Genomic DNA, 26,100 nt, shown 5'->3' with positions numbered 1-26,100 from the left:
CTGAGTCGTCGTCGACACGTCGCGCCGGCCGCACGGATGGGATCGTTGGCGGATGGCGGAGTCACTCGACCTGCATCTGGAGTTCGATCGGGGTGCGGGGTTCCCGGGTCGTTCGCTGGAGAGTGCGCTACGAGAGAGCATTCGGACCGGCCGGTTGCGGGCCGGGTCGCGTCTGCCCGGGAGCCGGAGCCTGGCCACTGACCTGGGCCTGGCCCGGGGCACGGTGGTGCAGGCGTACGCGCAGCTGGTGGCGGAAGGGTGGCTGGTGTCGGCGCCCGGCTCGGGCACCCGGGTCGCGGACGTACGCCATGATCTGCCCGACTCGCGGCGGAAACCACGGCCGTCGACGGCGTCCGGGTCGGCCATCGAGTTGCGGCCGGGAATTCCTGATCTCGCTTCGTTTCCGCGCGCGGCCTGGGCCGGCAGCGTCCGCCGGGCGCTGGCGACGGCGTCGCGCGGCACGCTGGACTACCCCGAGCCGACGGGGCTGCCCGCGTTGCGGGCGGCGTTGGCCGGGTATCTCGCGCGTACTCGCGGGGTGCGCTGCGACCCGGACGCTGTGGTGATCACCGCGGGATTCACCCAGGGTCTGTCCCTGCTGGCGCGGGCGCTGCACAGGCGCGGCGTACGCGCCATCGCCACCGAGAATCCCGGCCTGGCCCACCACCGCATGGTGCTCCGTGCTGCGGGCCTGACGGTCACCCCGCTCACCGTCGGCGCGGGCGGAGCCGACCCGGACGAGGCGGCGGGCCAGGCCGCGCTGCTCACCCCGGCGCACCAGCATCCGACCGGGGTGGTGCTCGCCCCGCAGCACCGCTACCAGTTCATCGCCTGGGCGCGGGAGCACGACGCGTTCCTGATTGAGGACGACTACGACGGGGAGTTTCGCTACGACCAGCGGCCGGTCGGCGCGATGCAGGCGCTGGCGCCAGAGCGGATCGTGTACGCCGGCAGCACGAGCAAGTCGCTGGCGCCGGGCGTGCGCCTGGGCTGGTTCGTTGTTCCCGAGCCCCTGCGCCGCGACCTTGCTGACGTGATCCTGGAGGCCGGCGCCGCGGTCTCGTCGATCGACCAGCTGGCGATGACCGACCTGCTCACGCAGGGCCACTACGACCGACACATCCGCCGCATGCGCCTGACCTACCGGCGCCGCCGGGCCGAGCTGGCCGACCGCCTGGCCGAGGTGACCACCACCCCACTGGAGGGCATCGCGGCTGGCGTGCACGCACTGCTGCCGCTGACCTCGGCGACGCACGAGCGCGGGCTGATCCGGGCCGGACACCGCCAAGGCCTGCACCTGACGGGCCTGTTCAGCAGTGGCTACTGGCACGATCCGGCGGATGAGCGGCAGGCAGCGGCCCTGATCCTCGGATACGCGGCGCCGCCAGCACACGACTGGAAGGCGGCGCTGACCGGACTTGGCCAACTGGTCCATCAGACCCGTTGCTGAGTGGTCCATTCCGTTGGTCCGGGCGGAGTTACGTTCGATGCATGCAGACCATGAAAATCGGGAACAACGAGCTCGTCTTGCTCGGCACGGCCATGCCGCCGGAGCTGCCGAAGGGCTCGCACGTGATGACGGCGACGATCGAACTGCCGCCGGGCGACCCCGGCTCGCCGCCGCACCGGCACTCCGGGCCGGTCTTCGGCTACATGCTCGAAGGCGAGATGATCTTCGAGCTGGAGGGCGAGCCGGAACGGGTGATCAAGGCCGGCGAGTCGTTCTGGGAGCCAGGCGGCGACGTCATCCACTACCAGGCCGCCAACAACCTGCCCGACCGGGTGAGCAAGTTCCTGGTCGTCATGGTGTGCGCGCCTGGCCAGGAGATGCTGGTGCTGGTCAGCCCCGAGGAACTCGAACAGCGCAAGGATCGCCGCGCGTCCCGCGAAACTGACGGAGAAGCCTGATCATGCGTATCCTTCTCGCCGGTTCGACCGGCGTCATCGGCCGTCGGCTCGAGCCGCTCCTGACCGCCCAGGGGCATGAGGTCGCCGGGCTGGCCCGCAACGGCGCGGTCGCCGTTGACGTTCTCGACCGGGAAGCGGTGGTGGCCGCCGTCCGCTCCGTCCGGCCAGACGTGGTGATGCACCAGTTGACCAGTCTGAGCACGGGCGACTTCGCTGCCAATTCGCGGCTGCGCCGGGTCGGGACCCGCAACCTGGTCGACGCGGCGCTCGCTGCCGGGGTACGCCGGATCGTGGCGCAGAGCATCGCCTGGGCGTACGAGCCGGGCGCCGAGCCCGCGCCCGAGAACACGGCGCTTGACCTCGGCGCCCCCGAACCGCGGCAGACCAGTGTGGCCGGTGTCGCCGCGCTCGAGTCCGCCGTACAGGAAGCACCCGAGTGGATCGTGCTGCGGTACGGCACCCTCTACGGTCCGGGCACCTGGTACGCCCGGGACGGCCAAATGGCTCAGTTCGCCGCTGCCGGCAAGGTCCCCGCTGACGCGGACGTGAGCAGCCTGCTGCATGTCGACGACGCCGTCGCCGCCGCGCTCGCCGCCCTGGACTGGCCGTCCGGCGCGGTCAACATCTGCGACGACGAGCCCACCCCGGCCGCGAAGTGGGTGCCCGCGTTCTGCGCGGCGGCGGGGGTCGCGGCCCCGGCGGTGACCGAGGGCGAGCGGCACGGCTGGGCGCGGGGAGCGAGCAACCACTACGCCCGCAAGCACCTCGGCTGGACCCCGAATTATCCCTCCTGGCGAGGGGGATTCGCCGTCCTGTGAGCCGTCCGCCCGCCTTCCGCCGCGCTGCGCAGCATCCGCCCCGCGCCGCGCTTGCCCGGACTCGGCGGAAGGTCGCTGTGGAGCCGCGGGGCGGGCAGCGCCGCTGACACGCCCCGTTCGAGGGTCCATCATGGAGCGTGAGCGCGGTGTACCGTCGCCGCATGACGGTGCTGCAGGAGTTTGTCGCCGCTCTTTCCAGCGGCCGGATCCAGGTTGTCGACCTCACCGCTCCGCTCTCGGACCAGACCCCGATCCTGGGTCTGCCCGAGCAGTTCGGCCAGACCTGGCCGTTCCGGCTCAGCGAGATCAGCCGGTACGACGACCGCGGTCCGGCCTGGTACTGGAACAACTTCTCCACCGGCGAGCACACCGGCACCCATTTCGACGCCCCGGTGCACTGGGTCACCGGTCAACAGGGCGCGGACGTGTCGCAGGTCCCGGTGAGCCAGTTGATCGCCCCGGCGGTGGTGATCGACCACGCCGCCGACGCCGTCGACGACCCTGACTTCCTGCTCGAGGTCGAGCACATCAAGGCGTGGGAGGCGGAACACGGTGCCCTGCCCGCCGGTGGCTGGCTGCTCTACCGCACCGGTTGGGACGCGTACAGCGACGACCCGGAGCGGTACGCCAACGCCGGGCGTACCCCGGGCATCTCCGTCGAGTGCGCCCGCTGGCTGGCCGAGGAGTCGCCGATCCAGGGCGTCGGGGTGGAGACGGTCGGCACCGACGCGGGCGCCGCGCATTCGTTCGACCCGCCGTTCCCGTGCCACTCGTTCCTGCTCGGCCAGGAAAAGTACGGCCTGACCCAGCTACGTAACCTGGCGCAACTGCCGGCGACCGGCGCGGTGGTGATCGCCGGACCACTGCCGATCGTCTCCGGGTCCGGCAGCCCGTGCCGGGTCCTCGCGCTGGTCGAACGGTAGGACCGGGCCGCAGATGCGGGTATCCGAGGTGGTCGGGCGGGTTCTGTACGGACACGGCGCGCGGTACGTCTTCGGGGTGGTCGGCAGCGGCAACTTCCATGTCACGAACGCGCTTGTGGCGGCCGGCGCCCGGTTCGTGGCGGCGGCCCACGAGGGCGGCGCGGCGAGCATGGCGGACGGGTACGCCCGCACCTCCGGGACGGCGGGCCTGCTCTCGGTGCACCAGGGTCCGGGCGTCACCAACGCGCTGACCGGCCTCACCGAGGCCGCGAAGAGCCGTACCCCGATGGTGGTCCTGGCCCCGGAGGCGACCGAGCCCCGGTCGAACTTCTTCATCGACCTGCCGGCGCTCGCCACCTCGGTCGGGGCCGACTTCCACCGGGTACGCGCGACGCACGCGGCCGAGGACGCGGGTGCGGCGTACCGCGCCGCTGCCCGGGGCGCGACGGTCGTGCTGGGCCTCCCGTTGGAGGTGCAGCGCACAGTGACCGAACCGTGGTCCGGCCCGGTCCCTGCGGTCGCGCCGCCCCCGGCCACCGCCCCGCAGGTCGAGCCGTTGCTGGCCGCGCTCCAGGCCGCACGTCGACCGGTCTTCATCGCGGGTCGGGGCGCCAGGGCGGCCCGGGAACCGCTGACCCGGCTCGCCGATGCGTGCGGCGCGCTGCTCGCGGTCTCGGCCGCGGCGAAGGGACTGTTCGCCGGGAACCCGTGGAACATCGACGTGGCCGGCGGCTTCGCCACCCCGCTCGCCGCCGAGCTGATCGGCGCGGCGGACCTGGTCGTCGCCTGGGGCAGCACGCTGAACATGTGGACCACCCGGCACGGCGAGCTGATCCCGCCCTCCGCCGTCGTCGTCCAGGTAGACCACGACCCGGCCGCGTTCGGGGTGAACCGCCCGGTCGACCTGACGGTGGCCGGCGAGGTGGCGGCGGTCGCCGAGGCGGTGCTCGGTCGGCTGGGCGCCGGCTCCACGGGGCCCGTGGATGCCGGGACCGGCGGCTGGCGTACGCCGGAGCTGGCACAACGGATTCGCGACCACGGCCGGTGGCGGACGGTCCCGTATCGGGACGAGAGTGGGTCGGCGCGGGCCGGCGCCCCGGCGACGATCGACCCGAGGACGCTCTCGGCCGTCCTGGACGACCTGCTGCCGCCCGACCGGACGGTGGTGGTCGACTCCGGCAACTTCATGGGCTACCCGTCGATGTGGCTCGACGTGCCGGACGTGGCCGGATTCTGTTTCACCCAGGCGTTCCAGTCGATCGGGCTCGGCCTGGCCAGTGCGCTCGGCGCGGCGGTCGCCCGGCCGGACCGGCTCACCGTCGCCGCGGTCGGCGACGGTGGCTTCGTCATGTCCGCGACCGAACTGGTCACCGCCGTCCGGCTGGCGCTACCCCTCCTCGTGGTGATCTACGACGACGCGGCGTACGGCGCCGAGGTGCACCACTTCGGCCCGGACGGGCACCCGTTGGAGACGGTCACCTTCCCCGAGACCGACCTGGCCGCGATCGCCCGTGGTTACGGCTGCGACGGGTTGACCGTCCGGACCGTCGACGATCTCGGGCCGGTACGCCGCTGGCTCGCTGGTCCCCGTACCCGGCCGCTGGTAATCGACGCCAAGGTCTGCGCCGCGCGCGGCTCATGGTGGCTCGAGGAGGCGTTCCGTGGCCACTGAGCCACCGCCGTGCGTACGGCGTCCCGGCCGCTGGGTCGACGAGCGCATGACCCGCGGCTGGCCGGTTCCCGCCGCCCGCCGCTCGGCGAATGGCAGGGTGATGTCCATGAACAGGAAGCACGTCGCCGATTGGCTCGCCGCCTACGAGCAGGTTTGGCGGACGCCGGGCACGGACGCGCTGGTCACGCTCTTCACCGAGGATGCGACCTACCAGCAGGGGCCGTACTGGACGCCTGTCGCCGGCCTGCCGGCCATCGCCCGGATGTGGGAAGAGCAGCGCAACGGTCCCGACGAGGTATTCCAGATGACCAGGGAGATCGTCGCAGTCGACGGCGACACGGCGGTGTCGCGCCAGGAGGTCCGCTACGGCGACCCGGTCAACCAGGAGTACCGCGACCTGTGGATCATGCGATTCGCGGACGACGGACGTTGCCGGTCGTTCGAGGAGTGGCCGTTCTGGCCGGGACAGCAGCCGGCTGCGGCTCCGGACGGTTCGTGACCCGAGGACCTCGTACACCTCCGAGGTTCTACTTGCCCCCACCGGCCGAACCTGGCGTCGTACACGCGGTGGGGGCAGGCGCGATCGCCTGCCCCCACCGGTCGGTCTGGTTCCGTTAGCCCAGGTACTTCTCCCACGGGCCGGTGATGGCCAGGGTGAGGCCGGGGTCCTGCATGTTGACGAAGAGCACCTTGCCGTCGGCGGTGAAGGTCGGTCCGCAGAACTCTGAGTCGTTGAGCTGGTTGCGGGCGATCGCGTACGTCGGGCCGCCCGGGACGGTGCTGAGCACGTGGGAGGCGCCCGAGCCGTCCTCAGCGAGCACGAGGCTTCCCCACGGGGTGACGGTCACGTTGTCCGGGCCGTCGAAGGTGAGGTCGTTGTACCGGACCGGCGTCCCCTCCTCCGAGGCGGTCTGGTGCGGGAAGTACGTCACGAGCTGGATGGTTTGGGCCTCGTAGTTGTAGAACCAGACCATGCCATCGTGCGGAGCCGCGTCCGCCGGCAGGTCACCGTCGTCCCAGGCGTAGGAGTTGACCACGTATACGCCCTCGTCGGTGCCCCACACGCCCTCGAACTTGCGTCCGCGCGTGACCTGGCCATCGGTGAACTGCTCGCGCACGGGCTTGTTCCGCGCGTCGCGGTCGGGCACCTCGATCCACCGTACGGGGAAGGGCCGGCCCAGCTGAGCGGAGGTCAGGTAGGCGACGTCCGGCAGCACCGAGCCGTCGTCCATGATGATCTGCATGGCGGCGAGGACGCCGGCGTTCGGTGCGAGGCGGGTGAGCACGCCGGGACCGAGCTTGACGCCGCGCGGCGCCGTCCAACGGTAGAAGAGGCCGTTGGGCCCGTCGGCATCTTCGGAGAGGTAGACGCTGGTCCGGTCCTTGTCGACCGCCAGGGCCTCGTGGGAGTAGCGGCCCAGGCACTTGATCGGCCGCGGGTCCGCGCTGCCGTCGGCCGAGACCTCGAAGACGTAGCCGTGATCCTTCTGGTAGACGCCGGACCGGCCGCCCTCTTCCCATTCGTCGCCGGCGCGGTCCTCGGTCTCCTCACAGGTGAGCCAGGTCCCCCAGGGGGCCGGCCCGCCGGCGCAGTTGGAGATGGTGCCGGAGAGGGCGACGAACTCACCCAGGTTCCGCCCCGCACGGTCCGTCTTGATCACCGTGCAACCGCCGGCGTCGACGGCGCCCGAGTCGTACACCGTGCCCTTGACGTGCGGTACGCCGAACTCGGCGCCCGGGTCGATCTCGTGGTTCTGGATCAGGGTGTAACGGCCGTGTCCGGCGTCGTAGACGGCCATGCCGTCGTGGTCGGCCGGGGTCATGCCCTGGCCGCGGTCGAGCCGGGTGACACCGGTCCGGGTGACCACGGTGTAGCTGAAGCCCTCGGGCAGGGCCAGGATGCCGTCGGGGTCGTCCACGAGCGGCGGGAAGGGCACGTGGCCGGCCTTGACCGGCGGGTGAGGCCGGCCCGGGTTGGCCTGCGCCAGGGACGGCAGGCCGCCGGCGACGACAAGGCCTACGCCGGCGGCGGCGCCGCCAGCGAGAAAGGTACGACGAGAGGAAGGCACGTGGATCAGCTCCTGGTCCAGACAAGTGCGACGATCGACAGCCAACTCCTGCGGACAGACACCGACAGGTCGCCTAGGGGATCGATTGGTGACATCGGAGTGAAGAATCAGCGCCACTCCCGCATCGCCAGGCCGGCGGCCTACCGCCTCCGAGAAACACGGCCGCCCTCGTGGGTCAGCAGGTGTGACCGTTTGTGGTGCGGGCCGGAGGGTAGTTGGGTGGTTATGACCAGCCCTGAGCAGAGTCAGCAGGAGAGAGCCCTCGAGACCGGCGAGGTGTATCAGGACGCCGAGGGACGCCGAACGACCGACCCGGGCTCCGGGGCGGCGCACGCCGAAAGTGAAGCCGACCGCAACGCGGAGCACCTGAAGCGGGGCGAGGTTGGGCCGCGCGTCCCGGAGGAGTAGCCCGGTCCGTCCGGCAGTGCATGTTCAAAACCTGCGTGACCCCGAGCAACGAGGGGCGCGGCTACGTGCTGCACCGCCGATAGAAGGAGCGCTTGGGCGATGAGCGCTACCGCCTCCTGAACCGTGTGTCGCTCGGCCGGCCGCTGGTGGTCGGAAGCAAAGATGCACCCTCGTACGTCCGCTATCAGTCGGTGGTGCGGATGCCACGGGAGCGCCGGAGCGCGTTGACCCCGGAGTCCGGCCTGTGCCCCCTCAGATTGGGGCAGGCAGCGAGACCATCGGGGTATGAACAACGCCGGCGGTGACAGTGTTTTGCGCTGTCACCGCCGGCGCGGGTGCTTCTCCTGGTTCGGTTAGCTGGTGCCGAAGTACGGCCAGTACGGCAGTTTCTCCGACGTGTACCGGTCGTAGTTCCCGGCGTACCTGTAGGGCACACCGGCCCAGTCCTCGCCGAAGTCGACATCGACGGCCCAGACCGGCGCCGGGGCGTCGTCGTACACCGTCTGATGAGTGCACCCGCCGGAGGCCTTGAACTTGCTGACCTCTTCGCTGGAGTTCGAACCGTACTTCAACAGGACGCGGGCGATCACGCCCCGCCCGTTGGCGAGCCTGTCCCAGACGCAGGCCGTCACCTCGACGTTGTACGTACCGTCCCCCGGGGTGTACCAGTACTCGACAAAGAGCTGGTATTCGCCGATCTTCTGGTTGCTGGAGTTATACATGGGCACGGGCACGTTCCCCGTGCCCTTGTAGCCCGAATAGTGCCGCAGCGCGCTGTTGTTGGGCAGGTTCGACACGGCGAACGCGGTCGACGGGGCAAGGAGGGCCACCACCGTTGCGATGACCGCCGCGATGCCGGCCTTGCGCAAAATTCTCTTCATCGCGCGATCATGGACGGACCGTCCCGGTCCTGTCGATCTCGTTGCGCTGTAGCGCAAACTCACCGGTCAGGCATCCGAAGTTCTGGTCAAGCGGCAAGTTGTCGACCTTGTTTGGGTTGATACCCAAGCATTGACTTCCGTCTTAGTTGCAGCCGGTATGAGGCAGCCAGGCGCGATGCCGACGAGGCGCTGAAGCCCGCGCTGAAGAGAGTCTTGGGGCACCATCCCAGTCGATCCGGTCGGCGGAATCGTGACGGCTGGCCGGCCGTCAGACTGGACGCACGTCCAGTCGACCGGGGGACCGTCATGCTTCGGATTCACTTCACCGCTGCGGACCTCGTCCGCACCCGGATCGCCTGTACGCCTGATCCGCTGTGGGAAAGCATGCTCAGCATGCACTGGCTGCGGCTCCGGTGCCAGGATCCGCTGCTGGCCGTGTGGCGGCAACGAACGTGCGGGTTGCTGCATCAGCGCCACGGACACCGGGCCGAGGTTGCGTTGCCCTTGTCGATCAACCCGCCGGTGGGCTACTTCCCGGACTTCCTCACCCCGACCGAGGCGGCCGGCGGGTTCGAGCCGGGACTGGACGCCCTGCTGCGCACGCCCAAGGCCAGACTCGCCATCGACCTGGCGACGCTCCGGTCGACGGGGGTCCGGCTCTCGTCGGCCGTCGCGGATCTGGCGGCCGGCGACGTGACCGCCCTGCGCCAGCTCGGGGCCGGCCTTCAGCTCTACTACCGGCTCGCGATCCTGCCCCTGTGGAACGTGATCCGCTCCGCGTTCGACGCCGACCGGGCGTTGCGGTCCCGACGGCTGCTGAACCAGGCCTGTCGGCGCTGCTCAACGACCTGCACCGGACCGCCAGGTTCGACGGCGGCGTCCTGACGATCACCGACTACATCGCCGAGCGTGACCTCCACCTGGACGGTAGGGGGTTGCTGCTCGTGCCCTGCTACTTCAAGCGGCACGACAAGCCGATGGTGCTCGCCGATCCGCTGCTGCCACCGGTGTTGATCTATTCCATCCATCCACACGCCCGGGTGGTGTCGACGGCGGCTGCGGCCGGATCCCTGTCGGCGCTGGTGGGCGATACCCGGGCCGCCATCCTGGTGCTGACCGCCGAAGGCGGGACCACGTCGGAGATCGCCCACCGGCTCGACATCAGCGTCCCGTCGGCGAGCAGGCACCTGGCCGTGCTGCGCTCCTCGGGTCTGGTCACCAGTGCCCGCGACCGCAACGCCGTGCACCACACGCTCACCCCGCTGGGCCTGGCGCTGCTAAGCGCCGGATGACCCGGTAGATCGGGCGTCACTCCACCGGACGCGGGCGCTCCAGGCCGGGCTCCGGATTAACCTGGTCGATGTCAGCGGACAACCGACATGTCAGCATGCGATTGGATACGCCGAGCGAGACCGCTGCTGGTTCTTGTCAAGGTGCGAGGCCGGCCTGGATCGCCAGGATGGCGGCGCGTACGCGGTCGCGGCTGCCGGTCTTGGCCAGCACGTTGGTGACGTGGGTCTTGACGGTGCTCATGGATAGGTAGAGGCGTTCCGCGATCTCGTTGTTGTTGAGCCCGGCACCGATCAAGGCGAGCACGTCGGTCTCCCGAGCGGTCAGCTGGTAGGCGGCCAGTTCCACGCGGGTGGCCGGCCCGGTCGCGCGTACCCGGTCGAGTACGGCGCCGGTGACCTCGGCGGAGAGGATCGCCTCGCCGGCCGCGACGGTGCGCACCGCGGCGATCAGGTCGCGGGCGCTGCACCGCTTGAGCAGGAACCCGCGCGCGCCGGAGGCGATGGCGTCCAGGACGTAGGCGTCGTCGTCGAAGGTGGTTACGACGATTACGGCCGGGGCGTGCGGGATCGCGGCCAGTTCGCGGGTGGCCTGCAGGCCGTCGAGCACCGGCATGCGGATGTCGACGAGGGCGACGTCGATGCGGGAGTCGTGACGCACGGCTTCGAGCAACTGCCGGCCGTCGGCAGCCTCAGCTGCGACGTGGATGTCGGGTTGGGAACGCAGGATCAGGCTGAAGCCGTCGCGGACCAGCTGCTGGTCGTCGGCAATCGCGACACGGATCACGGTGTCGCCACCGGCAGGTTGGCCTGCATCAGGGTGCCGCCGCCGGAGCGTTGGCTCAGCTCCCAGCTCCCACCGCGTGCGCGCACGCGCTCCTCGATGCCGAGCAGGCCCGAGCCGCGCGTGGGTGCATGGGGTGGCCCGATGCCGTCGTCGCTGACCCGCAGACGGACGTGGTCGCCGACGCGGACCAGTTCGACCCAGGCGGCCGTGGCTTTCGCGTGGCGGGCGATATTGGTGAGGGCCTCTTGGGCGATCCGGTAGGCGGTCAACACGCCGATCTCGTCCAGGCCGGGCTCAGCGTCCAAGCGTACCTGCACCGTCACGCCCTGCTGGCGCAGCGGCTGCGCGAGCAGCTCGTCGATGTCGGACAGGCGTGGCGGCGCGGTCACCGCGATCGCCGCGTTCGGATCGCGCAGGTGCACGACGAGCGTATCGAGCTCACTCAGTGCGGTGCGTCCGCTGCCCGCGATCGCCTGCAGCGCCGCCCCGGGGTCGTCGCTGAGCTGCCCCGCCTCGGCCTGAACCACCATCGCGGTGACGTGGTGGCCGACCACGTCATGCAGCTCGCGGGCCAGGTTTGTGCGCTGCTCGAGCCAGGCCGCCTGGCCGCGCAGCTCGCCTGTCTCCTGAGCGAGGGCGTAGCCGCGTGACCACGACCGCAACAGGGTCGCCAGGAGGTAGCCGGCCGCCACGAAGACGAACGGCTGCTCGTACAGCCCCCGCTGGTTGATCAGCGCGGTAGCGAGGGCGCCGACCGCGCCGATCAAGCCACCCACCCACCCCAGCCACGGGCGTCGGGCCGGGTCTTCGCAGATCGAGACGAACACGAGGCCGGCGGCCGCGAGGCCCAACTGCACCGACTCTCCGGTGCTCACCATCGCCACGAACCCGGCGGAGACCGCGAAGACCAGGGCCCGGTAGCGGGGCCGCAGCGTCATGGCCACGAGGCCGACGGGCAGTACCAGCCACGCCCAGCCCGCCGGCACGGACAGGCCCCCCTCGACGGTCGTGACGACGACGGCGACGATCAAGCCCGCCACTCCGTAAGCGAGCCGGCGCACTCGCTCGGGGTCGCGCAACCATTCCCGGATACCAGTCATCACCTGCACAGTCTCTGCGACCAGCGCGTTAACCGGCCAGGTACCCAGGTACCAGATCGGCCGGCACCCCGGTGCCACCCCCGCGACCAGATCGGCACCGCGGCACGTTCCGCCCGGAACGCTCACAGCACGACGCTGCAGGGGTGACTCTTGTTGACTCCCGCACCGCCATCAACGTCGGCCCTCTTCGTACGGTTCCCAACTACATCACCGTCATCCGCACGGTCGCCGCTGTCACCGTCGGTGTCGCCGCCCTCGTCGCCGGCTCAGTGGTACTGCTGGCGGTGGCGTACGGAATTTACTGGCTCGGCGACGTGCTCGACGGCTGGGCCGCCCGCCGGCTCGGACAGGAGACCCGGGCGGGGGCCGTCCTCGATATCGTGAGCGACCGCGCGTGCACCGCGGTGCTCTGCGTAGGTCTGGTCTCACTCGTACCCGATGTCGCGGTCGTGGCCCTGGTGTTTCTGCTCTCGTTCCTGGTGCTGGACACCATGCTGTCGCTGGCGTTCCTGTGCTGGCCCGTGATCAGCCCCAACTACTTCTATCTGGTTGACCGGCGGGTATGGGCGTTGAACTGGTCACCCCTGGCCAAGGCCGCCAACACCGCCGGGGTTGTCGGCGCCGTCGCGTTCGGGCAGCACCGGCTGGCGCTGGCCGTCGCCGTCGCCGTCGTCGCGGTCAAGCTGTGGTCAGCCGCAGCGGTGGTCCGCCTGCTCGAACGGGACGGCCGGGCGTGAGCAGCCTCGCCGAGGTGGCGGTGGCGCTCGGGTACGGTCTCGCCTCGGCGCTCGTCCCGGTCGTCAACGCCGAGGCGTACGCCGTGGTCGCCGGGCAACGTGGCGGCCACGCTCTGGTCGCCGTACTCGCTCTGGGGCTCGGGCAAACCGCCGGCAAACTGCTCCTGTTCGAAGCTGCGCGTCACGGAACGGGGCGGCTGGCCCAGAAGCTCGCGCACCGGAGCCGATCAGGTCGCGCGGCGGCCCGGGCCGCTCGTTGGGCCGGGCGGATCCGGCGCTGGCTCTCCCGCCGCCGCACCGCCGTTCCGACGGTGCTCGTCTCCGCCACGGTCGGGGTTCCACCGTTGGCCGTAGTCAGCCTCGCCGCCGGCACCGCAGGCCTTCGACGCTGGGAGTTCGCCGTCGCGTGCCTGCTCGGCCGGGTGATCCGTTTCGCCCTCCTCGCCCTGCCAGCGGCGCTGGCCTAACCCCCGCTTGACTCGACGAGTACTGGCGTCCGGCGGCGGGAGCAAAACCCCGTACCCTGGCGCGGTGATCGACTTTCGCGCGGCGGTTGAAGCACGCGACCTCGACGCCGTCGCGGCGGCCCTGGCCGACAACGTGGTGTTTCGCAGCCCGGTGGCGTTCAAGCCCTATCCGGGCAAGGCGATCACCGCGGCGATCCTGCGCGGCGTGCTGCGGGTGTTCGAGGACTTCCGGTACGTCCGTGAGCTGAGCGGCGACGGCGGTCGCGATCACGCGCTGGTGTTCGAGGCGCGGATGGGCGACGTCGCCGTCGAGGGCTGCGACTTCCTGCACCTGGACGAAAGCGGCCTGATCGATGAGTTCACGGTCATGGTTCGTCCGCTGTCCGCCGCACAGGCCCTGGCCGCCGCGATAGCCGCCCAATTCGAGCAGATCCAGCGTGAGGCCACCGCCGGCCAGTCGTAGGCACTCGTCGGAGGGGGCACGACGACGCCGGTGCGGGGAGATCGGGCCACATGACGACATGCGCGACCGGGACACGTGACGGGCATTAACGCTTTTGCTGCCGGACCCCTCGGGCGTCACGCAACGTCCTCCAGACGGTGAGTGGCCAGGACGCCGAGGCACCGGGGTACGCGCGTCCGGCGGCATGCTCGCTGGTCCCTCCTGCGAGGGAGTGCCTTCCCCTGCCGGCGGGGGCCGCCCGCGCCCGGGCGCCGGGAGGATCGGGTGCATGAACACATCGGCATCGACCGCTCGCAGGAGCGGCCACGGCCTGACGTACGCAGTGCTCGGCTGGGCCGTGGCATACGGGGGCGTACGTCTGGCGTGGACCGTGGGCGAGGCTCCGGAGTTCGGGCAGTTCGGGTCGGACCTGGTCGGTTTCACCGGCTGGCGGTCAGTGGCGTTGTGCGTGGCCGCGGGCGTCCTGGCGGTTGCTCTGGACCGGGCGGCGACATGGCGGCCGGCGCTTGCGGGAGCCGCCTGGACGGTCGCGGGGGCACTGGTCGCGGCAGCCGCGATTCTGCTGCCGGAGTTGGTGGGCTTCCTGCTGTTCACGGTCGGCCCGTACTTCGACCCGGTGGCGTTCGCCAGCCGGCTCGGTTGTGTCACCGGAGCGGTTCTGCTCGGTCTGGCCACCGCTCGCTATCAGCGGCGTACCCGGGGCGACTGTCCGGACTGCTGCCGGACGGTCCGACCGGGCCCGCGGCGCTCAGCACCCGCGCGGTGGGCGCGCTGGGCCGCGTACGCCGCAGTCGCCGGCCTCGTCACCCGCTTCGCGGCCCAGGTCGTGGTGGGATTCGACGGACTCACGCACGACGCCTCCGTGATCGGGCTGGAGATCGGCCTGTTGCTGGCCGGAGTGCTGCTGCCGCTGGCACTGGTACACCGCTGGGGCGAGATCTGGCCGGGGTGGGTGCCGCTGCTCGCCGGCCGCACGATCCCTCGTCTGCTGCTGCTGGTGCCCGGCTTCGGGCTCGGGGCGGGCCTTGTGGCCTACTTCGGTATGGGGCTGTTGCAGTTGACGTCAGGGTCGATCAGCCAGTTCTCCGACACGTTCCTCTGGGTGGCGATGTCGGCGTACTGCATCCTGGGGCTCGGACTCCTCGCGGCGTCAAGCGACTACCACCTGCGCACCCGCGGTGCGTGCGGGGCCTGCGGCCGGTGACCGGTTCTACTCGGGCCAGCACCAGGGGATGGCGGCCCCTTCAGCGGGGGAGCGTCGGCACGGCCGGGCCTCAGTGCTGAACGAGACCGCCGACCGGGACGGAGGCGACGTGGCCGGATACCGGAAGGGTCTGCGCCAGTGCGAGACCAACGTCGACAAGCGACGATCGGCGTAGGCGAGCTACGTCGTGGATCGGAGTCCAGATCGATTCGGCGGTTTCGCCGTTCGGCTCGGGCCGGAGGGCGCCACCGGTGATACGGACTCGGTAGAAGATGCCGACATTCTGGTGCTCGGTCCCTAACCGCGCCTCGGCAGCGGGAATCACTCTCGAGTCCACACCCAGCAGGCGTTCGACCACCGCGTCGCAGCCGGTCTCCTCGGCGACCTCACGGATCACCGCGTCGAACGGATCCTCCGCGTGCTCGACCATGCCGCCGGGGAGGGTCCAGTGCGTGTCTCCCGTCGGTGGCACGTAACGGGCGAGCAGTACCCGTTCGTCCTCGATGCACACGGCGTACGCCGCCAACCGAAAACTCATCCTCGGACCTCCCGCCCAGACCCTAGCGCCCGTCGACCGGCTCGTCGGCGGCGAGCTTGAGCCAGCGGTGCAGGCACTCCGCATGCGGCGCCCGTCAGGACGTCGCGACCGACTGCCCGCTGCGGTTGCCCGTGCCTGTGGCGTGCCCGGGGCGGCGGGTGAGCACCCGGGGGCCGGCCTCGGTGATCGCGATGGTGTGCTCGGAGTGGGCCGTGCGCGAGCCGTCCGCGGACCGGATCGTCCACCCGTCCTCATCAAACTTGATCTTGTCGGTGCTGCGGCAGAACCACGGCTCGATCGCGATCGTCAGGCCGGGCTTGAGCTTCATGCCCCGGCCGGGGCGGCCGTTGTTGGGCACGTGTGGGGCGTCCTCATGCATGGTGCGGCCGATGCCGTGCCCGCCGAATTCGGTGTTGACCTGGTAGCCGTAGCGGCGGGCGACTCCGCCGATGGCGGCGGAGATGTCGCCGAGCTGGTTGCCCGGCCGCGCGGCGTCGATTGCGGCCTCCAGAGCGACCTCGGTGGCCTCGATCAGCTTCAGGTCATCCGCAGAGGGGGTGCCGACGATGACGGACAGTGCGGAGTCGGCGACCCAGCCGTCGATCCCGACCGCCATGTCGATGCTCAGCAGGTCACCGTCACGCAGGGCGTAGTCGTGCGGCAGGCCGTGCAGCACGGCGTCGTTGACCGAGAGGCACAGGACGTTGCGGAACGGTCCGCGGCCGAACGTCGGCGTGTAGTCCCAGTAGCAGGACTCGGCGCCACGCTCCTTGATCCGGCGGCGGGCGTGGTGCTCGAGGTCCATCAGGTTGACCCCGACGGCGGCGACCTCACGCAGCTCCGCCAGCAGCTCGCCGACGAACTGGCCGGCCACGGCCATCCGTCCGATCTCCTCCGGGGACTTAAGCTCGATCACGACCAACCCTTCCTCTCGGTAGCGGTATATTTATACCACGCTGGTCGGGGGTGTCCGCCGGGTCGGCGTTGCCGGTCCGAGAAGGCGGATCTATCCTGCTCACATGGTTCGCCCACCGCTCACACCGGAACAGATCGCAGCGGGGCAACGTCTCGGGGCGGCGCTTCGGGTCGCGCGAGGTGGCCGCAGCCTCGTCGAGGTGGCCCTGGCGGCCGGCATCTCGCCGGAGACGCTGCGCAAGATCGAGGTGGGTCGGCTCCCGGCACCCGCGTTCGGCACCGTGGTCTGCCTCAGCGAGGTCCTCGGCGTCGCGCTCAGCGACCTGGCCGAGGTGTGGCTGGCCGACCTGCGCGTCCGCGAAGCGTCCTGAGGACCTGTCCGGCTGAGCCCACACCTCAGCGGCGGCCCGGATAGAGCGCGCGGGCACCGAGCTCTTCCTCGATGCGGATGAGCTGGTTGTACTTCGCCGTCCGGTCCGAGCGTGACAGCGAACCTGTCTTGATCTGACCGCAGCTGACGCCCACCGCCAGGTCCGCGATCGTGGTGTCCTCGGTCTCGCCGGATCGGTGCGACATCACCACCCGGTAGCCCGCCTTGTGGGCGGCATCCACCGTCGCGAGGGTTTCGGTGAGGGTGCCGATCTGGTTGACCTTGACCAGGATCGCGTTGGCGTAACCGTCTTCGATGCCGTCGCGCAGCCGATTGACATCGGTGCAGAAGACGTCGTCGCCGACCAGTTGGACCCGGTCGCCGGCCAGGGCCGTGAGCCGCTTCCAGCCGGCGAAGTCGTCCTCGGCCATCGGGTCCTCGATCGAGCTGATCGGGTACCGGGAGACCAGGTCGAGGAGGTAGTCGACGTGCTCCTCCATGGTCCGGGTACGGCCCTCGCCGGCGTACTCGTAGACGCCGTCCCGGTAGAACTCCGAGCTGGCCGGGTCCAGGCAGATGGTGATGTCCTGGCCAGGCTCGTAGCCGGAGTCCTCGATGGCGCGCAGCACGAACCGCAGTGCCTCGTCGGCGGTCGCGAAGTTCGGCGCGAAGCCGCCCTCGTCGCCGACGTTGGTGCTGTGCCCGGCCGCGGCCAGGGATCGGCGCAGGGTGTGGAACACCTCGGAGCCCATCCGCACGGCCTCGAAGAAGTTCGCCGCACCGACCGGAGCGATCATGAACTCCTGGAAGTCGAGCGGGTTGTCGGCGTGCGCCCCACCATTGATGATGTTCATCATCGGCACCGGCAGCAGGCGGGCACCTACCCCACCCACGTAGCGGTAGAGCGGCTGGCGATGGGCAAGGGCCGCGGCCTTCGCCGTGGCGAGGGAGACGCCCAGAATGGCGTTCGCGCCGAGACGGCCCTTGTCCTTCGTGCCGTCCAGCTCGATCATCGTCTCGTCGACCAGCGCCTGGTCCTCCGCATCGAGACCGAGCACCGCCTCGGCGATCTCCCCGGTGACCGCGGCGACGGCGTTGCTGACGCCCTTGCCATGGAAACGTCCCGGGTCGCCGTCACGCAGTTCGACCGCCTCGTTCGCCCCGGTCGACGCGCCGGACGGCACGGTGGCCCGGCCGGCCGAGCCGTCCGCCAGGACCACATCCACCTCGACAGTGGGGTTGCCACGGCTGTCCAGGACCTGTCGACCGATCACCCGGCTGATAGCTGTCATCACGTACTCCCTGTTCTCGCCTGTCTACGGGGCCAGACTGACAGAGAAATGCGGTCCCGCCACCGCGACGATGAACACCTTGACCTGCACCTTGAGGTGCGGGTTTAGGGTTGTCGGATGCGAGTGGGTGAGCTGGCACGCCGCACTGGGACGACTGTGCGTGCCCTGCGGTATTACGAGTCGGCCGGGCTGGTCGTGCCACGGCGGCTGAGCAACGGCTATCGCGACTACGAGCCGATCGCCCTACGCCTGGTCGCGCAGATTCGCGAGCTCATGGCGCTGGGTCTCACCGTCGAGGAGACCCGCCCGTTCGTCGAGTCGATCACCGACGGGTCTGACGACGCGGATGTGTGCGCGGCGGCACTGGCGACGTATCGGAGCACCGTCGACGCTGTCCAGGAACGTATCGGCAAGTTGACCGCCCAGCGCGACGCCCTCGACGCGCGCCTCGACGCAGCCGCGAGTCAGGTGGTGACCGGTGGCCCGGCCGCTGGCGCCAACCCCGCAGGCCTGGTTGGCACGCCTCTGCCGCCGCTGAGCTTCTACGCCACCGACGGTCGGCCGGTCGATCTCGGCGCCCTCGGCCCTGGACGCAGCGTCATATTCATCTATCCACTCAGCGGGCGACCGGGTGTCGACCTGCCCAGGAGCCTGCTGGAGATCCCCGGCGCGCGGGGCGGCACCGAGCAGGCCACCTGGCTCCGCGACCACCACACGGAGATCCTCAGCGCTGGAGTGGCGCGCGTCTACGGGCTGTCCGCACAGTCAACCGGCTACCAGCGTGAACTGGTGCACCGGCTCCGCCTGCCGTACCCCCTGATACCCGATCCGCGGCTGACCCTGGCCGCCGAGCTCGGGCTGCCCACCTTCACGGCCGGCGATATGACGCTCTACGAGCGGCTGACACTGATCGTCACCGACGAGGTGGTCGAGCACGTGTTCCACCCGATCCCGGAGCCCGCGTCCCACGCACTGGACGTCATGCGGTGGCTCACCAAACGGCGCCCGACTGTCCGGTAAGGCGCAGCCATCGGCGCGTCCCGACCAGGGGCGTTGATCAGCAACGCTGGTCCCGGAAATTGCGGCTTGACCAATGGCATGTTATCGCTCACAGTCGATGTCTGGGGACGACGGCACCTGCGGCTTACCGGGCGAGCCTGCTTCGTCGACCTCGAATCATCGCGTGCGCCAGGGCATGCCGACGTCTTGTTAGCGCTGACACCTCCGACGTCTACGCCCGGCCACGCGTCCCGGTCCGCCAATCTCCCGGCAGACCGGTACGGCTCCTGGTCATTGGAGGAAGATCATGTCTGCCCTTGGTAGGTCTTCATCTCCCGCGCCGCCGTCGCGGCGGCGCGGAACATTGCTACGGGTCGTCGCCGCTGGCGTGCTGGCGGTGGTGGTCGGTGGTGCCGCCGCGGCGGTGGTGTCGACGCCCGCCGCCGCGGCGACGGTCGACACGAGCGCCTGGTACGTGTTGATCAACCGCAACAGTGGCAAGGCGTTGGACGTGTACAACCTGGCCACGAATGACGGTGCGCGGATCGTGCAGTGGGCGCGGAACAACGGCAATCAGCAGCAGTGGCAGTTCGTGGACTCCGGTGGTGGCTACTACCGGTTGCGGTCGCGGCTGTCGGGCAAGGTGCTGGACGTCTACAACTTCTCGACCGCCAACGGTGCGAGCATCGTGCAGTGGAGTGACGGTAACGGGGTCAACCAGCAGTTCCGGTTGGCCGACTCCGACGGTGGCTACGTCCGGTTGATCAACCGGAACAGCAACAAGGTGGTGGAGGTGCAGGGCGCCTCGACCGCCGACGGCGGGAGCATCGTGCAGTACGACGACTGGAACGGCAACAACCAGCAGTGGCAACTCGTCCGCGTCGACGGCGGGGGCAACCCGACCACGCCGCCGCCGGGCACGTGCGCTCTGCCGTCGACGTACCGCTGGGCCTCGACGGGCTCGCTGGCCAACCCGAAGTCGGGGTGGGTCTCGCTCAAGGACTTCACCTACGCCCCCTACAACGGCCGGCACCTGGTCTACGCGACGACGCACGACACCGGGACCAGGTGGGGTTCGATGAATTTCGGCCTCTTCACCAACTGGTCCGACATGGCCTCGGCCAGCCAGAACACGATGTCCTTCTCCACCGTTGCGCCCACGCTCTTCTACTTCGCCCCGAGGAACATCTGGGTGCTTGCCTATCAGTGGGGTGGGACCGCTTTCTCCTACCGGACGTCGAGCGACCCCACCAATGCGAATGGGTGGTCGTCGGAGCAGGTGCTCTTCTCCGGAAGCATTTCCGGCTCGGGTACGGGACCGATCGATCAGGCACTGATCGGTGACAGCACGAACATGTACCTGTTCTTCGCCGGGGACAACGGGAAGATCTACCGGGCCAGCATGCCCATCGGAAACTTCCCGGGCAGTTTCGGCTCGACGTCAACGGTGATCATGAGCGACACGACGAACAACCTGTTCGAAGCCGTTCAGGTCTACAAGCTTCAGGGCCAGAACCGGTACCTCATGCTCGTCGAGGCGATCGGCTCGCAGGGACACTACTTCCGCTCGTTCACGGCCACCAGCCTGGGCGGTTCGTGGACACCGCAGGCCGCGACCGAGAGCAACCCCTTCGCCGGCAAGGCCGACAGTGGCGCCACCTGGACCAACGACATCAGCCACGGTGAACTGGTTCGCGGCAACGCCGATCAGACCATGACCGTTGATCCCTGCAATCTGCAGTTGCTCTACCAGGGACGATCCCCCAGCTCCGGCGGCGACTACGGCCTCCTACCGTACCGGCCGGGCCTGCTGACACTGCAGCGCTGAGGTGAACGGGCGGGCTCGGTGCGAAGCCGAGCCCGCTGCCCTGGGTGCTCATCAATCGGCGCGGGCGCGCAGGACGAAGCCCACGGCGATTGTCCCCAGAACCAGAACGATGTAGAGGATCACCAGCGCCCTGCCCCGCCGTCGCTGCCGCACCGGTTCCGAGCCGGTCCGCTCAGAGCCGCGGGCAACGGCTGAGCTCAACTGCTCGAAACCCGCTACCTCCCCGGCTGGCGTCAACCAACTCGTCTCCTCCACATGCGGCAACGGTGGTGGACCGGAGACGTCCTGTGTCTCGTAGAGAGGTTCTATGCGCGGCGGCAGCCGACGGAACCGGTTGTCCATGCCACGACTGTGGCAGAGGCTGTAAAGCCGGGCCGATGCCAGTGAACGAGCGTGCACTGGTGACTGCCCGAGCCGTGGCAGTCACATGGTGCGAATGTGGCCGACACGCTGGGCGACGGCTATGGTTTGCGGCATGCAGGACCGGCGCACTTCTCGGCGCGTCGGCGAGCGGATGCCGCTGCCGACGATGCTGCTGCTTGCCGTCCTCGTGATGGTGCTCTCGGCCACCCGGTCGATCGGCCTGTGCATCGTGTTCCGCTCCGCACGGCGGGCGATCCCCGGTTGCGTGCCTGCCTGGTCGGCGGATCGTGCTCCGCCGCACCACGCGCGCGCCTTCGCCTGACCCACTCGCCCCGGCCCGCGCCGGTCCCCGCCTGGGAGCATCATGCCCACTTCGTGCGTTCCCGCATACCCGCTTCCGCCCTCGACACCTCCCGCCACCCAGATGCCGGGGCGGTGCACATGCTGACCCCCGGCGCGTACGCCCGCCCGGGCGTACGGCATCCTCTCGCTCTCGACCTGGGCACGTCGACCGTGCGGCTCTGGAGCCCGACGCGCGGTGCGGTCGTCACCGCACCGGCCGTCATCGCGCCGGGACCGTCCGGACGGCATCTCGTCGGTCACGCCGCGCTGGATGCGGTCGCCTCTACCGCCGGGAAACTCACCTGGCCGGTTCGTGACGGCGTGGTGGACAACTTCTTCGCCTGCGTGTACCTGCTGCGGGTGCTCAGCGCCGCCACCGGTCGGCCCAGCGATGACGAATCCCCGGTCCTGGTCGGCGTCCCGGCCACCGCGACGGCGCGGCAGAAGAACACCCTGATCGCGGTGGTACGTCGGGCAACCGGCGGGCGGGTCGCCGTGGTCGAGGAACCACTCGCGGCGGCGCTTGCCTGCCGTCCCGGACCCGACTCCGACGACGTGCTGGCCGTGGACATCGGCGACGGGCGTACAGAGGTCGCCCGCATCACCGACGGGACGGTCGTGGCCGCCGAACGCGCGGACGTGACCAACACGGTTGATCAGATCCCGGCGATCGCCGCTTGCGTGCGACGCCTGAACGCCGGACCGCAACTGGTCCGGCGGTTGCTGCTCACCGGTGGCGGTGCCACTCATCCGGATCTCGCCGCCCGGCTGGCCGCCATGACCGGCCGCACCGTGACCATGCCCGCCGAACCGCACCTTGCCACGCTCGCCGGCCTGCGCCTGCTGTTGACCCGCTGAGCCGTTTCGCCGCTTGCTTCTGGAGTCGTCATGAATGTCGAACTGACCCCGCTGCCCGGTATCGGGTTACGCCGCATGTTCACCACCGCCGAAGGCCGCCGCGTCGGCGTGGTCACGCACCATTCAAGCGGCCGGCGCGATCTCGTCTACGAGTCCCACGACGATCCCGACGCCACCTGCAGCCTCACCCTGACCCGATCCGAGGCCATAGCCCTCGCCGGGCTCCTGGGCATCCTCGACGTCGTCGATGTCGCGGAACTGTCTCGCGCGTAGGACCTGTGGCTGCCGTGCCACCTGTGCGGCACGGCAGCCACATCCGGTGTCACCTGTTGTGCTTTTCCTGGCACGGCACGCAGAAGCGAGCGTGCGGGAGAACCTCGAGCCGCTCGGCCGGGATGTTCTTGCTGCACTTCTGGCAGGCACCGTAGGTGCCGTCGGTGATCCGGTTCAGCGCACCCGTGATCTGTTCGATGTTGCGGCGGGTGGCCGCCAGCAGCGCGGCCTGGTTGTGGGCCTCGCTGGGGTCGCCGGTGTCCGCGTTGAGCTCGGTCAGTTCCCGCAGCCGAGCCGTCTGTGTGGCGAAATCGTCCGCCAGGGACGCTCGCAGATCAGCCAGCCAACGCTGGTCGACAGTTCGATGATCGACGCTCATGGTCTGCCCTTCAAAAGGAACGGAAAAAGAAAAAGGGCCGAAGCTTGAATAGCTTCGCCCTGGCGGTCGTTCTGGGTGCAACGATTCCGCGGGAGGGCCTCGGTTGGTTCGCGCCGGGCTCGACAGCCTGTACGTGGGCGCGATGTGCGTTGTGCGGACAACCGGCACTCGCATCCCGGCCATACGGCGCGCCGCCGTCGCCACGTGGACAGCGCCGACTGCCGTCACATCTGTGACGGCAGGCGAGCGGAACGTCACCGGCGGCATGCCTCCACCATAGGGCGATATTGCCCTAAAGCCAACGCCGTCCGACAGATGATCACCGCAGCGGGCAGTCCGTGATCGGACCGGCGTGATCTTGTTGCCGTGCCGCCTGGGACAAACCTGGCGTGGCCTCGGAAGTCTCAGCCAGTCGGCGGCGTACGGGCATGACCACGACCCACTCGCCGCGCCGTTCGTCGAATCCGGGCGGGCCGGAAAATGGGCGTACGACATCGACGATGGCAATGGGCTGGATTTCGCTGATCTTGGCCTTGGGCGAGTGCCGGCTACCACCCGGTGACCAGGGGCTCGTTGAGCCAGCGCGTACCGGCACCGTGCCCCCGGCCGGTCGGCGCGTGGGTCATCAAATCGGACGATTCGCGTCCGTTTATGGTAGGTTCTGGGGATGTCTGACCTGGACCCGGAGCAGGGCGTCCGCGCGGACGCCCGGCGCAACCGACGCCAGCTGATCGCGGCGACGCGGGAGGCGATCGCCTCCCGCGGGCTCGACGTCTCGGCTCTGGACATCGCGACGGCGGCGGGCGTGGGGGTGGGCACCCTGTACCGGCGCTTCGGCACCAAGGAAGCGCTGCTCGACCACGCGGTGCTCGGCCTCTACGACGAGCTCTGCGGCACGGCGCAGGTCTGTCTGGAGCGCCCCGATCCATGGGAGGGCCTGGCGGAGTTCGTGATGGAGTTGGCCGGAGCGCACCGGGACAGCCGCGGACTGGCCGAGGTCACCGCGGCGTGCGAAAGGCCGCCGTCGCCCGAGCTCGCACAGCGGACCACCGCACTGCAGGACGCTGTCGCGCGGCTGACCGAGCGGGCGCGCGCCGCAGGTGCCCTACGTGACGACGTGACCTGGCAGGACATCCTGATCTTCTCGCGGGCGGCGTTGGACACCGACCACTGCCTCGGCGTCGACGCGGGACCCGACGGGTGGCGTCGAGTCGTCACCATCCTGCTCGACGGGATACGCGCCCCCGGGCGAACCTCACTTGAGGGGCCGGCGCCGCACGTCCACGGGACAGGATGACGGACCTCGCGTGGGGTGAGCTGCGACGCCCCGTCACGCCTGCTTTCTTTGGCGGTCGAGGAGTTGGTCCAGGGCGGCCGCGGTGTTGATGAGGGAAAGGTGGCTGAACGCCTGGGGAAAGTTGCCGGTCTGCTCGCCGCTTGAAGCGATCTCTTCGGCGTAGAGGCCCAGGTGGCTACTGAAGGTCAGCATCTTCTCGAAGGCGAGGCGGGCGTCGTCAAGCCGTCCGGCGCATGCGAGGGCTTCCACGTACCAGAAGGTGCACATGTTGAATGTGCCTTCGTCGCCGGGTAGCCCGTCGGGGGAGGCGGCCGGGTCGTATCGGTAGACAAGGCTGTCGGAGACCAGTTCGTCCTCGATCGCGCGGAGTGTGGACTGCCACATCGGATCGGTCGGCGTCACCAAGCCGACGGACGGCATGGTGAGTAGCGCGGCGTCGAGAACGGACTCCCCATAGCTCTGGACGAAGGAACGGCGACTGGGGTCGTAGCCGTACCCCATGATCTGATTGTAGATGGCGTCTCGTTGCTGGCCCCAGCGGATGGTGTTGCCGGGGCGGCCGTGTCGTGCGGCGAGGCGGATGGCGCGGTCGAAAGCCACCCAGGACATCATCCGGGTGTAGGTGTAGTTGCGGGGGTGCCCTCGGCTCTCCCAGATACCGGCGTCGGGCTGGTTCCAGTTGTCGCAGAGCCAGTCGACGACTTTGGCGGTGCAGCGCCAGACCTCGTGTGAGGCGCGGATGCCTTGTTCGTCGGCGACGTGCATCGCGTACAGCACCTCACCGTGGATATCGAGCTGCAACTGGTCGGTGGCGCTGTTGCCGACACGGACAGGGCCGGAGCCGCGGTAACCCTCGAAGGTGTCGAGTATCTCGTCAGGCGGAACCGGCGTACCGTCGACGCGGTACATGATCTTCAGCGGGACGTCGTTGTCGCCGGCTTCGTGGACGCGCTCGTCGAGCCACTCCGTGTACCGGCTGGCCTCCTCGGTGAACCCGAGCCCCAGGAGAGCGTGTACCGAGAATGAGGTATCGCGGATCCAGGTGTAGCGGTAGTCCCAGTTCCGGGTGCCGCCAACCTTCTCCGGTAGCGCGGCGGTCGGGGCCGCGATCATGGCGCCGGTGGGTGCGTACGTCATGAGTTTGAGGGTGATGGCGGAGCGCGCGACCATCTCGCGCCAGCGTCCACTGTAGCTGGAGCGGCCGAGCCAGCGGCGCCAGTAGTCGTGGGTCTGCTGGAACATCGACTCGACCTCGTCAGGGGGGATGGCGCGGGGTCCGTGGGTGGAGGCGGTCTCCACAACCATCCCGCCGGTGTCGCCCTGACCCAACGTGGCGAACATGAGCAGGTCGTTGCAGATGTCGTGGATGTCGGAGTCGTCCACGAACCGCTCGACCGGGTGGACCGCATTGACGGTGAGTGTCATTGCGGAGCTGCGGAAGGCGGCGCCCTCGGCCCGCAACTCCAGATCGTGGTGGGTGCGGCCGTAGTTGAAACGAGGTCGACATTCGATGCGGAACCGCATACTGAAGTGATCTCAACAAGATTCGGGTAGGTAGCGGTACTCGAAGTGCGTGAGATGAAGTGCGGCGCGGACGGTCGCGCCCATTCTGCCGGGGCTGACGGTGCTGTGGCGCAGGGTGCGCCAGCGGCCGGTGAGGATCGCGAAGCCGCGTTCTCCTTGGCAGCGCAGCGATCGAAGCAGGCTGTTGTGGGTGCGGTTGTCGACGGCGAGGCGGCGGCCGTCGGCGGGTTGCTTGTAGGGGGTGTGAATACCCTGGCCAGCGCCTTCGTAGCCGGAGTCGGCCAGGGTGGGCAGATCCAGCTGCGAAGCGGCCCAGTAGAGGGCGCCGGTGACATCCAGGCGTTGGGCGCAGGTCAGGTCGTGCAGGTGTCCGGGCATCGCGTCCGAGGTCCAGAT

Annotated in this window: 30 protein-coding genes; 19 read left to right on the top strand and 11 right to left on the bottom strand. The window is 69.6% G+C overall.

From position 1 onward, the window contains the following. Window positions 1–52 precede the first annotated feature (52 nt). The 6 genes from ABZU69_RS04230 (at window position 53) to ABZU69_RS04205 (ending at window position 5,820) form a co-directional block, all read left to right on the top strand. On the top strand, window positions 53–1,450 hold the full coding sequence (locus ABZU69_RS04230) for a PLP-dependent aminotransferase family protein (protein WP_354962980.1): 1,398 nt from the start codon (window positions 53–55) through the stop codon (window positions 1,448–1,450). 41 nt (window positions 1,451–1,491) lie between these two features. Next, complete coding sequence (locus ABZU69_RS04225) at window positions 1,492–1,908, top strand: cupin domain-containing protein (RefSeq protein WP_354962979.1); 417 nt, start codon at window positions 1,492–1,494, stop codon at window positions 1,906–1,908. 2 nt (window positions 1,909–1,910) lie between these two features. Continuing rightward, window positions 1,911–2,726, top strand: coding sequence for an NAD(P)-dependent oxidoreductase (locus ABZU69_RS04220; RefSeq protein WP_354962978.1), 816 nt, complete (start codon window positions 1,911–1,913; stop codon window positions 2,724–2,726). A 161-nt stretch (window positions 2,727–2,887) separates the two neighbouring features. After that, the gene (locus ABZU69_RS04215; RefSeq protein ID WP_354962977.1) at window positions 2,888–3,649 is read left to right on the top strand and encodes a cyclase family protein; all 762 of its coding nucleotides are present in this window, start codon (window positions 2,888–2,890) and stop codon (window positions 3,647–3,649) included. 13 nt (window positions 3,650–3,662) lie between these two features. Beyond that, entirely contained in the window at window positions 3,663–5,321 is a 1,659-nt protein-coding gene (locus ABZU69_RS04210) for a thiamine pyrophosphate-binding protein (RefSeq protein WP_354962976.1), read from the top strand. 106 nt (window positions 5,322–5,427) lie between these two features. Next, the gene (locus tag ABZU69_RS04205) at window positions 5,428–5,820 is read left to right on the top strand and encodes a nuclear transport factor 2 family protein (RefSeq protein ID WP_354962975.1); all 393 of its coding nucleotides are present in this window, start codon (window positions 5,428–5,430) and stop codon (window positions 5,818–5,820) included. Window positions 5,821–5,935: 115 nt separating this feature from the next. Here ABZU69_RS04205 and ABZU69_RS04200 read toward each other — a convergent pair whose 3' ends face one another. Both ABZU69_RS04200 and ABZU69_RS04195 read right to left on the bottom strand, forming a co-directional pair. After that, a complete protein-coding gene (locus tag ABZU69_RS04200) occupies window positions 5,936–7,390 on the bottom strand; it encodes an alkaline phosphatase PhoX (protein WP_354962974.1) in 1,455 nt (484 codons plus the stop codon). 761 nt (window positions 7,391–8,151) lie between these two features. After that, window positions 8,152–8,679, bottom strand: coding sequence for a hypothetical protein (locus tag ABZU69_RS04195; RefSeq protein WP_354962973.1), 528 nt, complete (start codon window positions 8,677–8,679; stop codon window positions 8,152–8,154). A 306-nt stretch (window positions 8,680–8,985) separates the two neighbouring features. Between ABZU69_RS04195 and ABZU69_RS04190 the strand changes: the two genes are divergently transcribed. Together ABZU69_RS04190 and ABZU69_RS04185 are read left to right on the top strand one after the other, a co-directional pair. Next, window positions 8,986–9,564, top strand: a complete 579-nt coding sequence (locus tag ABZU69_RS04190) for a hypothetical protein (RefSeq protein WP_354962972.1) — start codon at window positions 8,986–8,988, stop codon at window positions 9,562–9,564. Window positions 9,565–9,623: 59 nt separating this feature from the next. Further along, complete coding sequence (locus tag ABZU69_RS04185; protein ID WP_354963299.1) at window positions 9,624–9,971, top strand: winged helix-turn-helix domain-containing protein; 348 nt, start codon at window positions 9,624–9,626, stop codon at window positions 9,969–9,971. A 136-nt stretch (window positions 9,972–10,107) separates the two neighbouring features. Here ABZU69_RS04185 and ABZU69_RS04180 read toward each other — a convergent pair whose 3' ends face one another. Together ABZU69_RS04180 and ABZU69_RS04175 are read right to left on the bottom strand one after the other, a co-directional pair. Beyond that, window positions 10,108–10,755 carry a response regulator transcription factor gene (locus ABZU69_RS04180; protein WP_354962971.1) on the bottom strand — a complete coding sequence of 216 codons (648 nt, stop codon included), beginning with the start codon at window positions 10,753–10,755 and terminating at the stop codon, window positions 10,108–10,110. Then, complete coding sequence (locus tag ABZU69_RS04175) at window positions 10,752–11,981, bottom strand: sensor histidine kinase (RefSeq protein WP_354962970.1); 1,230 nt, start codon at window positions 11,979–11,981, stop codon at window positions 10,752–10,754. Before ABZU69_RS04175 ends, ABZU69_RS04180 begins: the two co-directional genes overlap by 4 nt. A gap of 17 nt (window positions 11,982–11,998) precedes the next feature. Between ABZU69_RS04175 and ABZU69_RS04170 the strand changes: the two genes are divergently transcribed. The 4 genes from ABZU69_RS04170 to ABZU69_RS04155 all read left to right on the top strand — a co-directional run bounded on the left by ABZU69_RS04170 (window position 11,999) and on the right by ABZU69_RS04155 (window position 14,726). Next, a complete protein-coding gene (locus tag ABZU69_RS04170) occupies window positions 11,999–12,592 on the top strand; it encodes a CDP-alcohol phosphatidyltransferase family protein (protein WP_354962969.1) in 594 nt (197 codons plus the stop codon). After that, entirely contained in the window at window positions 12,589–13,059 is a 471-nt protein-coding gene (locus tag ABZU69_RS04165) for a VTT domain-containing protein (protein ID WP_354962968.1), read from the top strand. Before ABZU69_RS04170 ends, ABZU69_RS04165 begins: the two co-directional genes overlap by 4 nt. A 64-nt stretch (window positions 13,060–13,123) precedes the next feature. After that, on the top strand, window positions 13,124–13,522 hold the full coding sequence (locus tag ABZU69_RS04160) for a nuclear transport factor 2 family protein (protein WP_354962967.1): 399 nt from the start codon (window positions 13,124–13,126) through the stop codon (window positions 13,520–13,522). Window positions 13,523–13,790: 268 nt separating this feature from the next. Next, window positions 13,791–14,726: a hypothetical protein gene (locus tag ABZU69_RS04155; RefSeq protein ID WP_354962966.1), complete on the top strand. Its 936-nt coding sequence runs from the start codon at window positions 13,791–13,793 to the stop codon at window positions 14,724–14,726. A gap of 70 nt (window positions 14,727–14,796) precedes the next feature. Here the strand turns inward: ABZU69_RS04155 and ABZU69_RS04150 are convergent, their stop codons facing one another. Together ABZU69_RS04150 and map are read right to left on the bottom strand one after the other, a co-directional pair. Next, window positions 14,797–15,252 carry an NUDIX domain-containing protein gene (locus ABZU69_RS04150; protein WP_354962965.1) on the bottom strand — a complete coding sequence of 152 codons (456 nt, stop codon included), beginning with the start codon at window positions 15,250–15,252 and terminating at the stop codon, window positions 14,797–14,799. Between the two features lie 106 nt (window positions 15,253–15,358). Next, a complete protein-coding gene (map, locus tag ABZU69_RS04145; RefSeq protein WP_354962964.1) occupies window positions 15,359–16,180 on the bottom strand; it encodes a type I methionyl aminopeptidase in 822 nt (273 codons plus the stop codon). 103 nt (window positions 16,181–16,283) lie between these two features. On the opposite strand from map, the gene ABZU69_RS04140 reads away from it, so the two are divergent. Then, window positions 16,284–16,550, top strand: coding sequence for a helix-turn-helix transcriptional regulator (locus tag ABZU69_RS04140; protein WP_089016955.1), 267 nt, complete (start codon window positions 16,284–16,286; stop codon window positions 16,548–16,550). A gap of 25 nt (window positions 16,551–16,575) precedes the next feature. Here ABZU69_RS04140 and eno read toward each other — a convergent pair whose 3' ends face one another. After that, the gene (gene eno / locus ABZU69_RS04135) at window positions 16,576–17,841 is read right to left on the bottom strand and encodes a phosphopyruvate hydratase (protein ID WP_354962963.1); all 1,266 of its coding nucleotides are present in this window, start codon (window positions 17,839–17,841) and stop codon (window positions 16,576–16,578) included. Between the two features lie 117 nt (window positions 17,842–17,958). On the opposite strand from eno, the gene ABZU69_RS04130 reads away from it, so the two are divergent. Together ABZU69_RS04130 and ABZU69_RS04125 are read left to right on the top strand one after the other, a co-directional pair. Then, entirely contained in the window at window positions 17,959–18,861 is a 903-nt protein-coding gene (locus ABZU69_RS04130) for a MerR family transcriptional regulator (RefSeq protein WP_354962962.1), read from the top strand. 286 nt (window positions 18,862–19,147) lie between these two features. Beyond that, window positions 19,148–20,668, top strand: a complete 1,521-nt coding sequence (locus ABZU69_RS04125; RefSeq protein ID WP_354962961.1) for a non-reducing end alpha-L-arabinofuranosidase family hydrolase — start codon at window positions 19,148–19,150, stop codon at window positions 20,666–20,668. A 51-nt stretch (window positions 20,669–20,719) separates the two neighbouring features. Here the strand turns inward: ABZU69_RS04125 and ABZU69_RS04120 are convergent, their stop codons facing one another. Continuing rightward, window positions 20,720–21,010: a hypothetical protein gene (locus ABZU69_RS04120; protein WP_354962960.1), complete on the bottom strand. Its 291-nt coding sequence runs from the start codon at window positions 21,008–21,010 to the stop codon at window positions 20,720–20,722. Between the two features lie 133 nt (window positions 21,011–21,143). Here ABZU69_RS04120 and ABZU69_RS04115 point away from each other — a divergent pair, with 133 nt between their 5' ends. The 3 genes from ABZU69_RS04115 to ABZU69_RS04105 are packed head-to-tail and all read left to right on the top strand — an operon-like array spanning window position 21,144 to window position 22,504. Next, window positions 21,144–21,353 (top strand): hypothetical protein, encoded by a 210-nt coding sequence (locus ABZU69_RS04115; protein ID WP_354962959.1) that lies wholly within the window; start codon window positions 21,144–21,146, stop codon window positions 21,351–21,353. Window positions 21,354–21,406: 53 nt separating this feature from the next. After that, window positions 21,407–22,231 carry a rod shape-determining protein gene (locus ABZU69_RS04110; protein WP_354962958.1) on the top strand — a complete coding sequence of 275 codons (825 nt, stop codon included), beginning with the start codon at window positions 21,407–21,409 and terminating at the stop codon, window positions 22,229–22,231. Window positions 22,232–22,261: 30 nt separating this feature from the next. After that, window positions 22,262–22,504 (top strand): potassium transporter TrkA, encoded by a 243-nt coding sequence (locus ABZU69_RS04105; protein WP_354962957.1) that lies wholly within the window; start codon window positions 22,262–22,264, stop codon window positions 22,502–22,504. Window positions 22,505–22,553: 49 nt separating this feature from the next. Here ABZU69_RS04105 and ABZU69_RS04100 read toward each other — a convergent pair whose 3' ends face one another. After that, window positions 22,554–23,150 (bottom strand): TraR/DksA C4-type zinc finger protein, encoded by a 597-nt coding sequence (locus ABZU69_RS04100; protein WP_354962956.1) that lies wholly within the window; start codon window positions 23,148–23,150, stop codon window positions 22,554–22,556. A 400-nt stretch (window positions 23,151–23,550) separates the two neighbouring features. Here ABZU69_RS04100 and ABZU69_RS04095 point away from each other — a divergent pair, with 400 nt between their 5' ends. After that, window positions 23,551–24,180, top strand: coding sequence for a TetR/AcrR family transcriptional regulator (locus ABZU69_RS04095; protein WP_354962955.1), 630 nt, complete (start codon window positions 23,551–23,553; stop codon window positions 24,178–24,180). Window positions 24,181–24,213: 33 nt separating this feature from the next. Here ABZU69_RS04095 and ABZU69_RS04090 read toward each other — a convergent pair whose 3' ends face one another. Together ABZU69_RS04090 and ABZU69_RS04085 are read right to left on the bottom strand one after the other, a co-directional pair. Further along, the gene (locus tag ABZU69_RS04090; RefSeq protein ID WP_354962954.1) at window positions 24,214–25,704 is read right to left on the bottom strand and encodes a glycoside hydrolase family 15 protein; all 1,491 of its coding nucleotides are present in this window, start codon (window positions 25,702–25,704) and stop codon (window positions 24,214–24,216) included. Window positions 25,705–25,716: 12 nt separating this feature from the next. Next, the coding region (locus ABZU69_RS04085; RefSeq protein WP_354962953.1) for a transposase family protein at window positions 25,717–26,100 on the bottom strand (384 nt) is incomplete at its 5' end.

Origin of the sequence: Micromonospora sp. NPDC005206 (assembly GCF_040608175.1) — a bacterium.
Lineage (GTDB): Bacteria > Actinomycetota > Actinomycetes > Mycobacteriales > Micromonosporaceae > Micromonospora.
The sequence above is the reverse complement of the archived record's forward strand: the minus strand, read 5'-3'. Positions and strand labels throughout refer to the sequence as shown.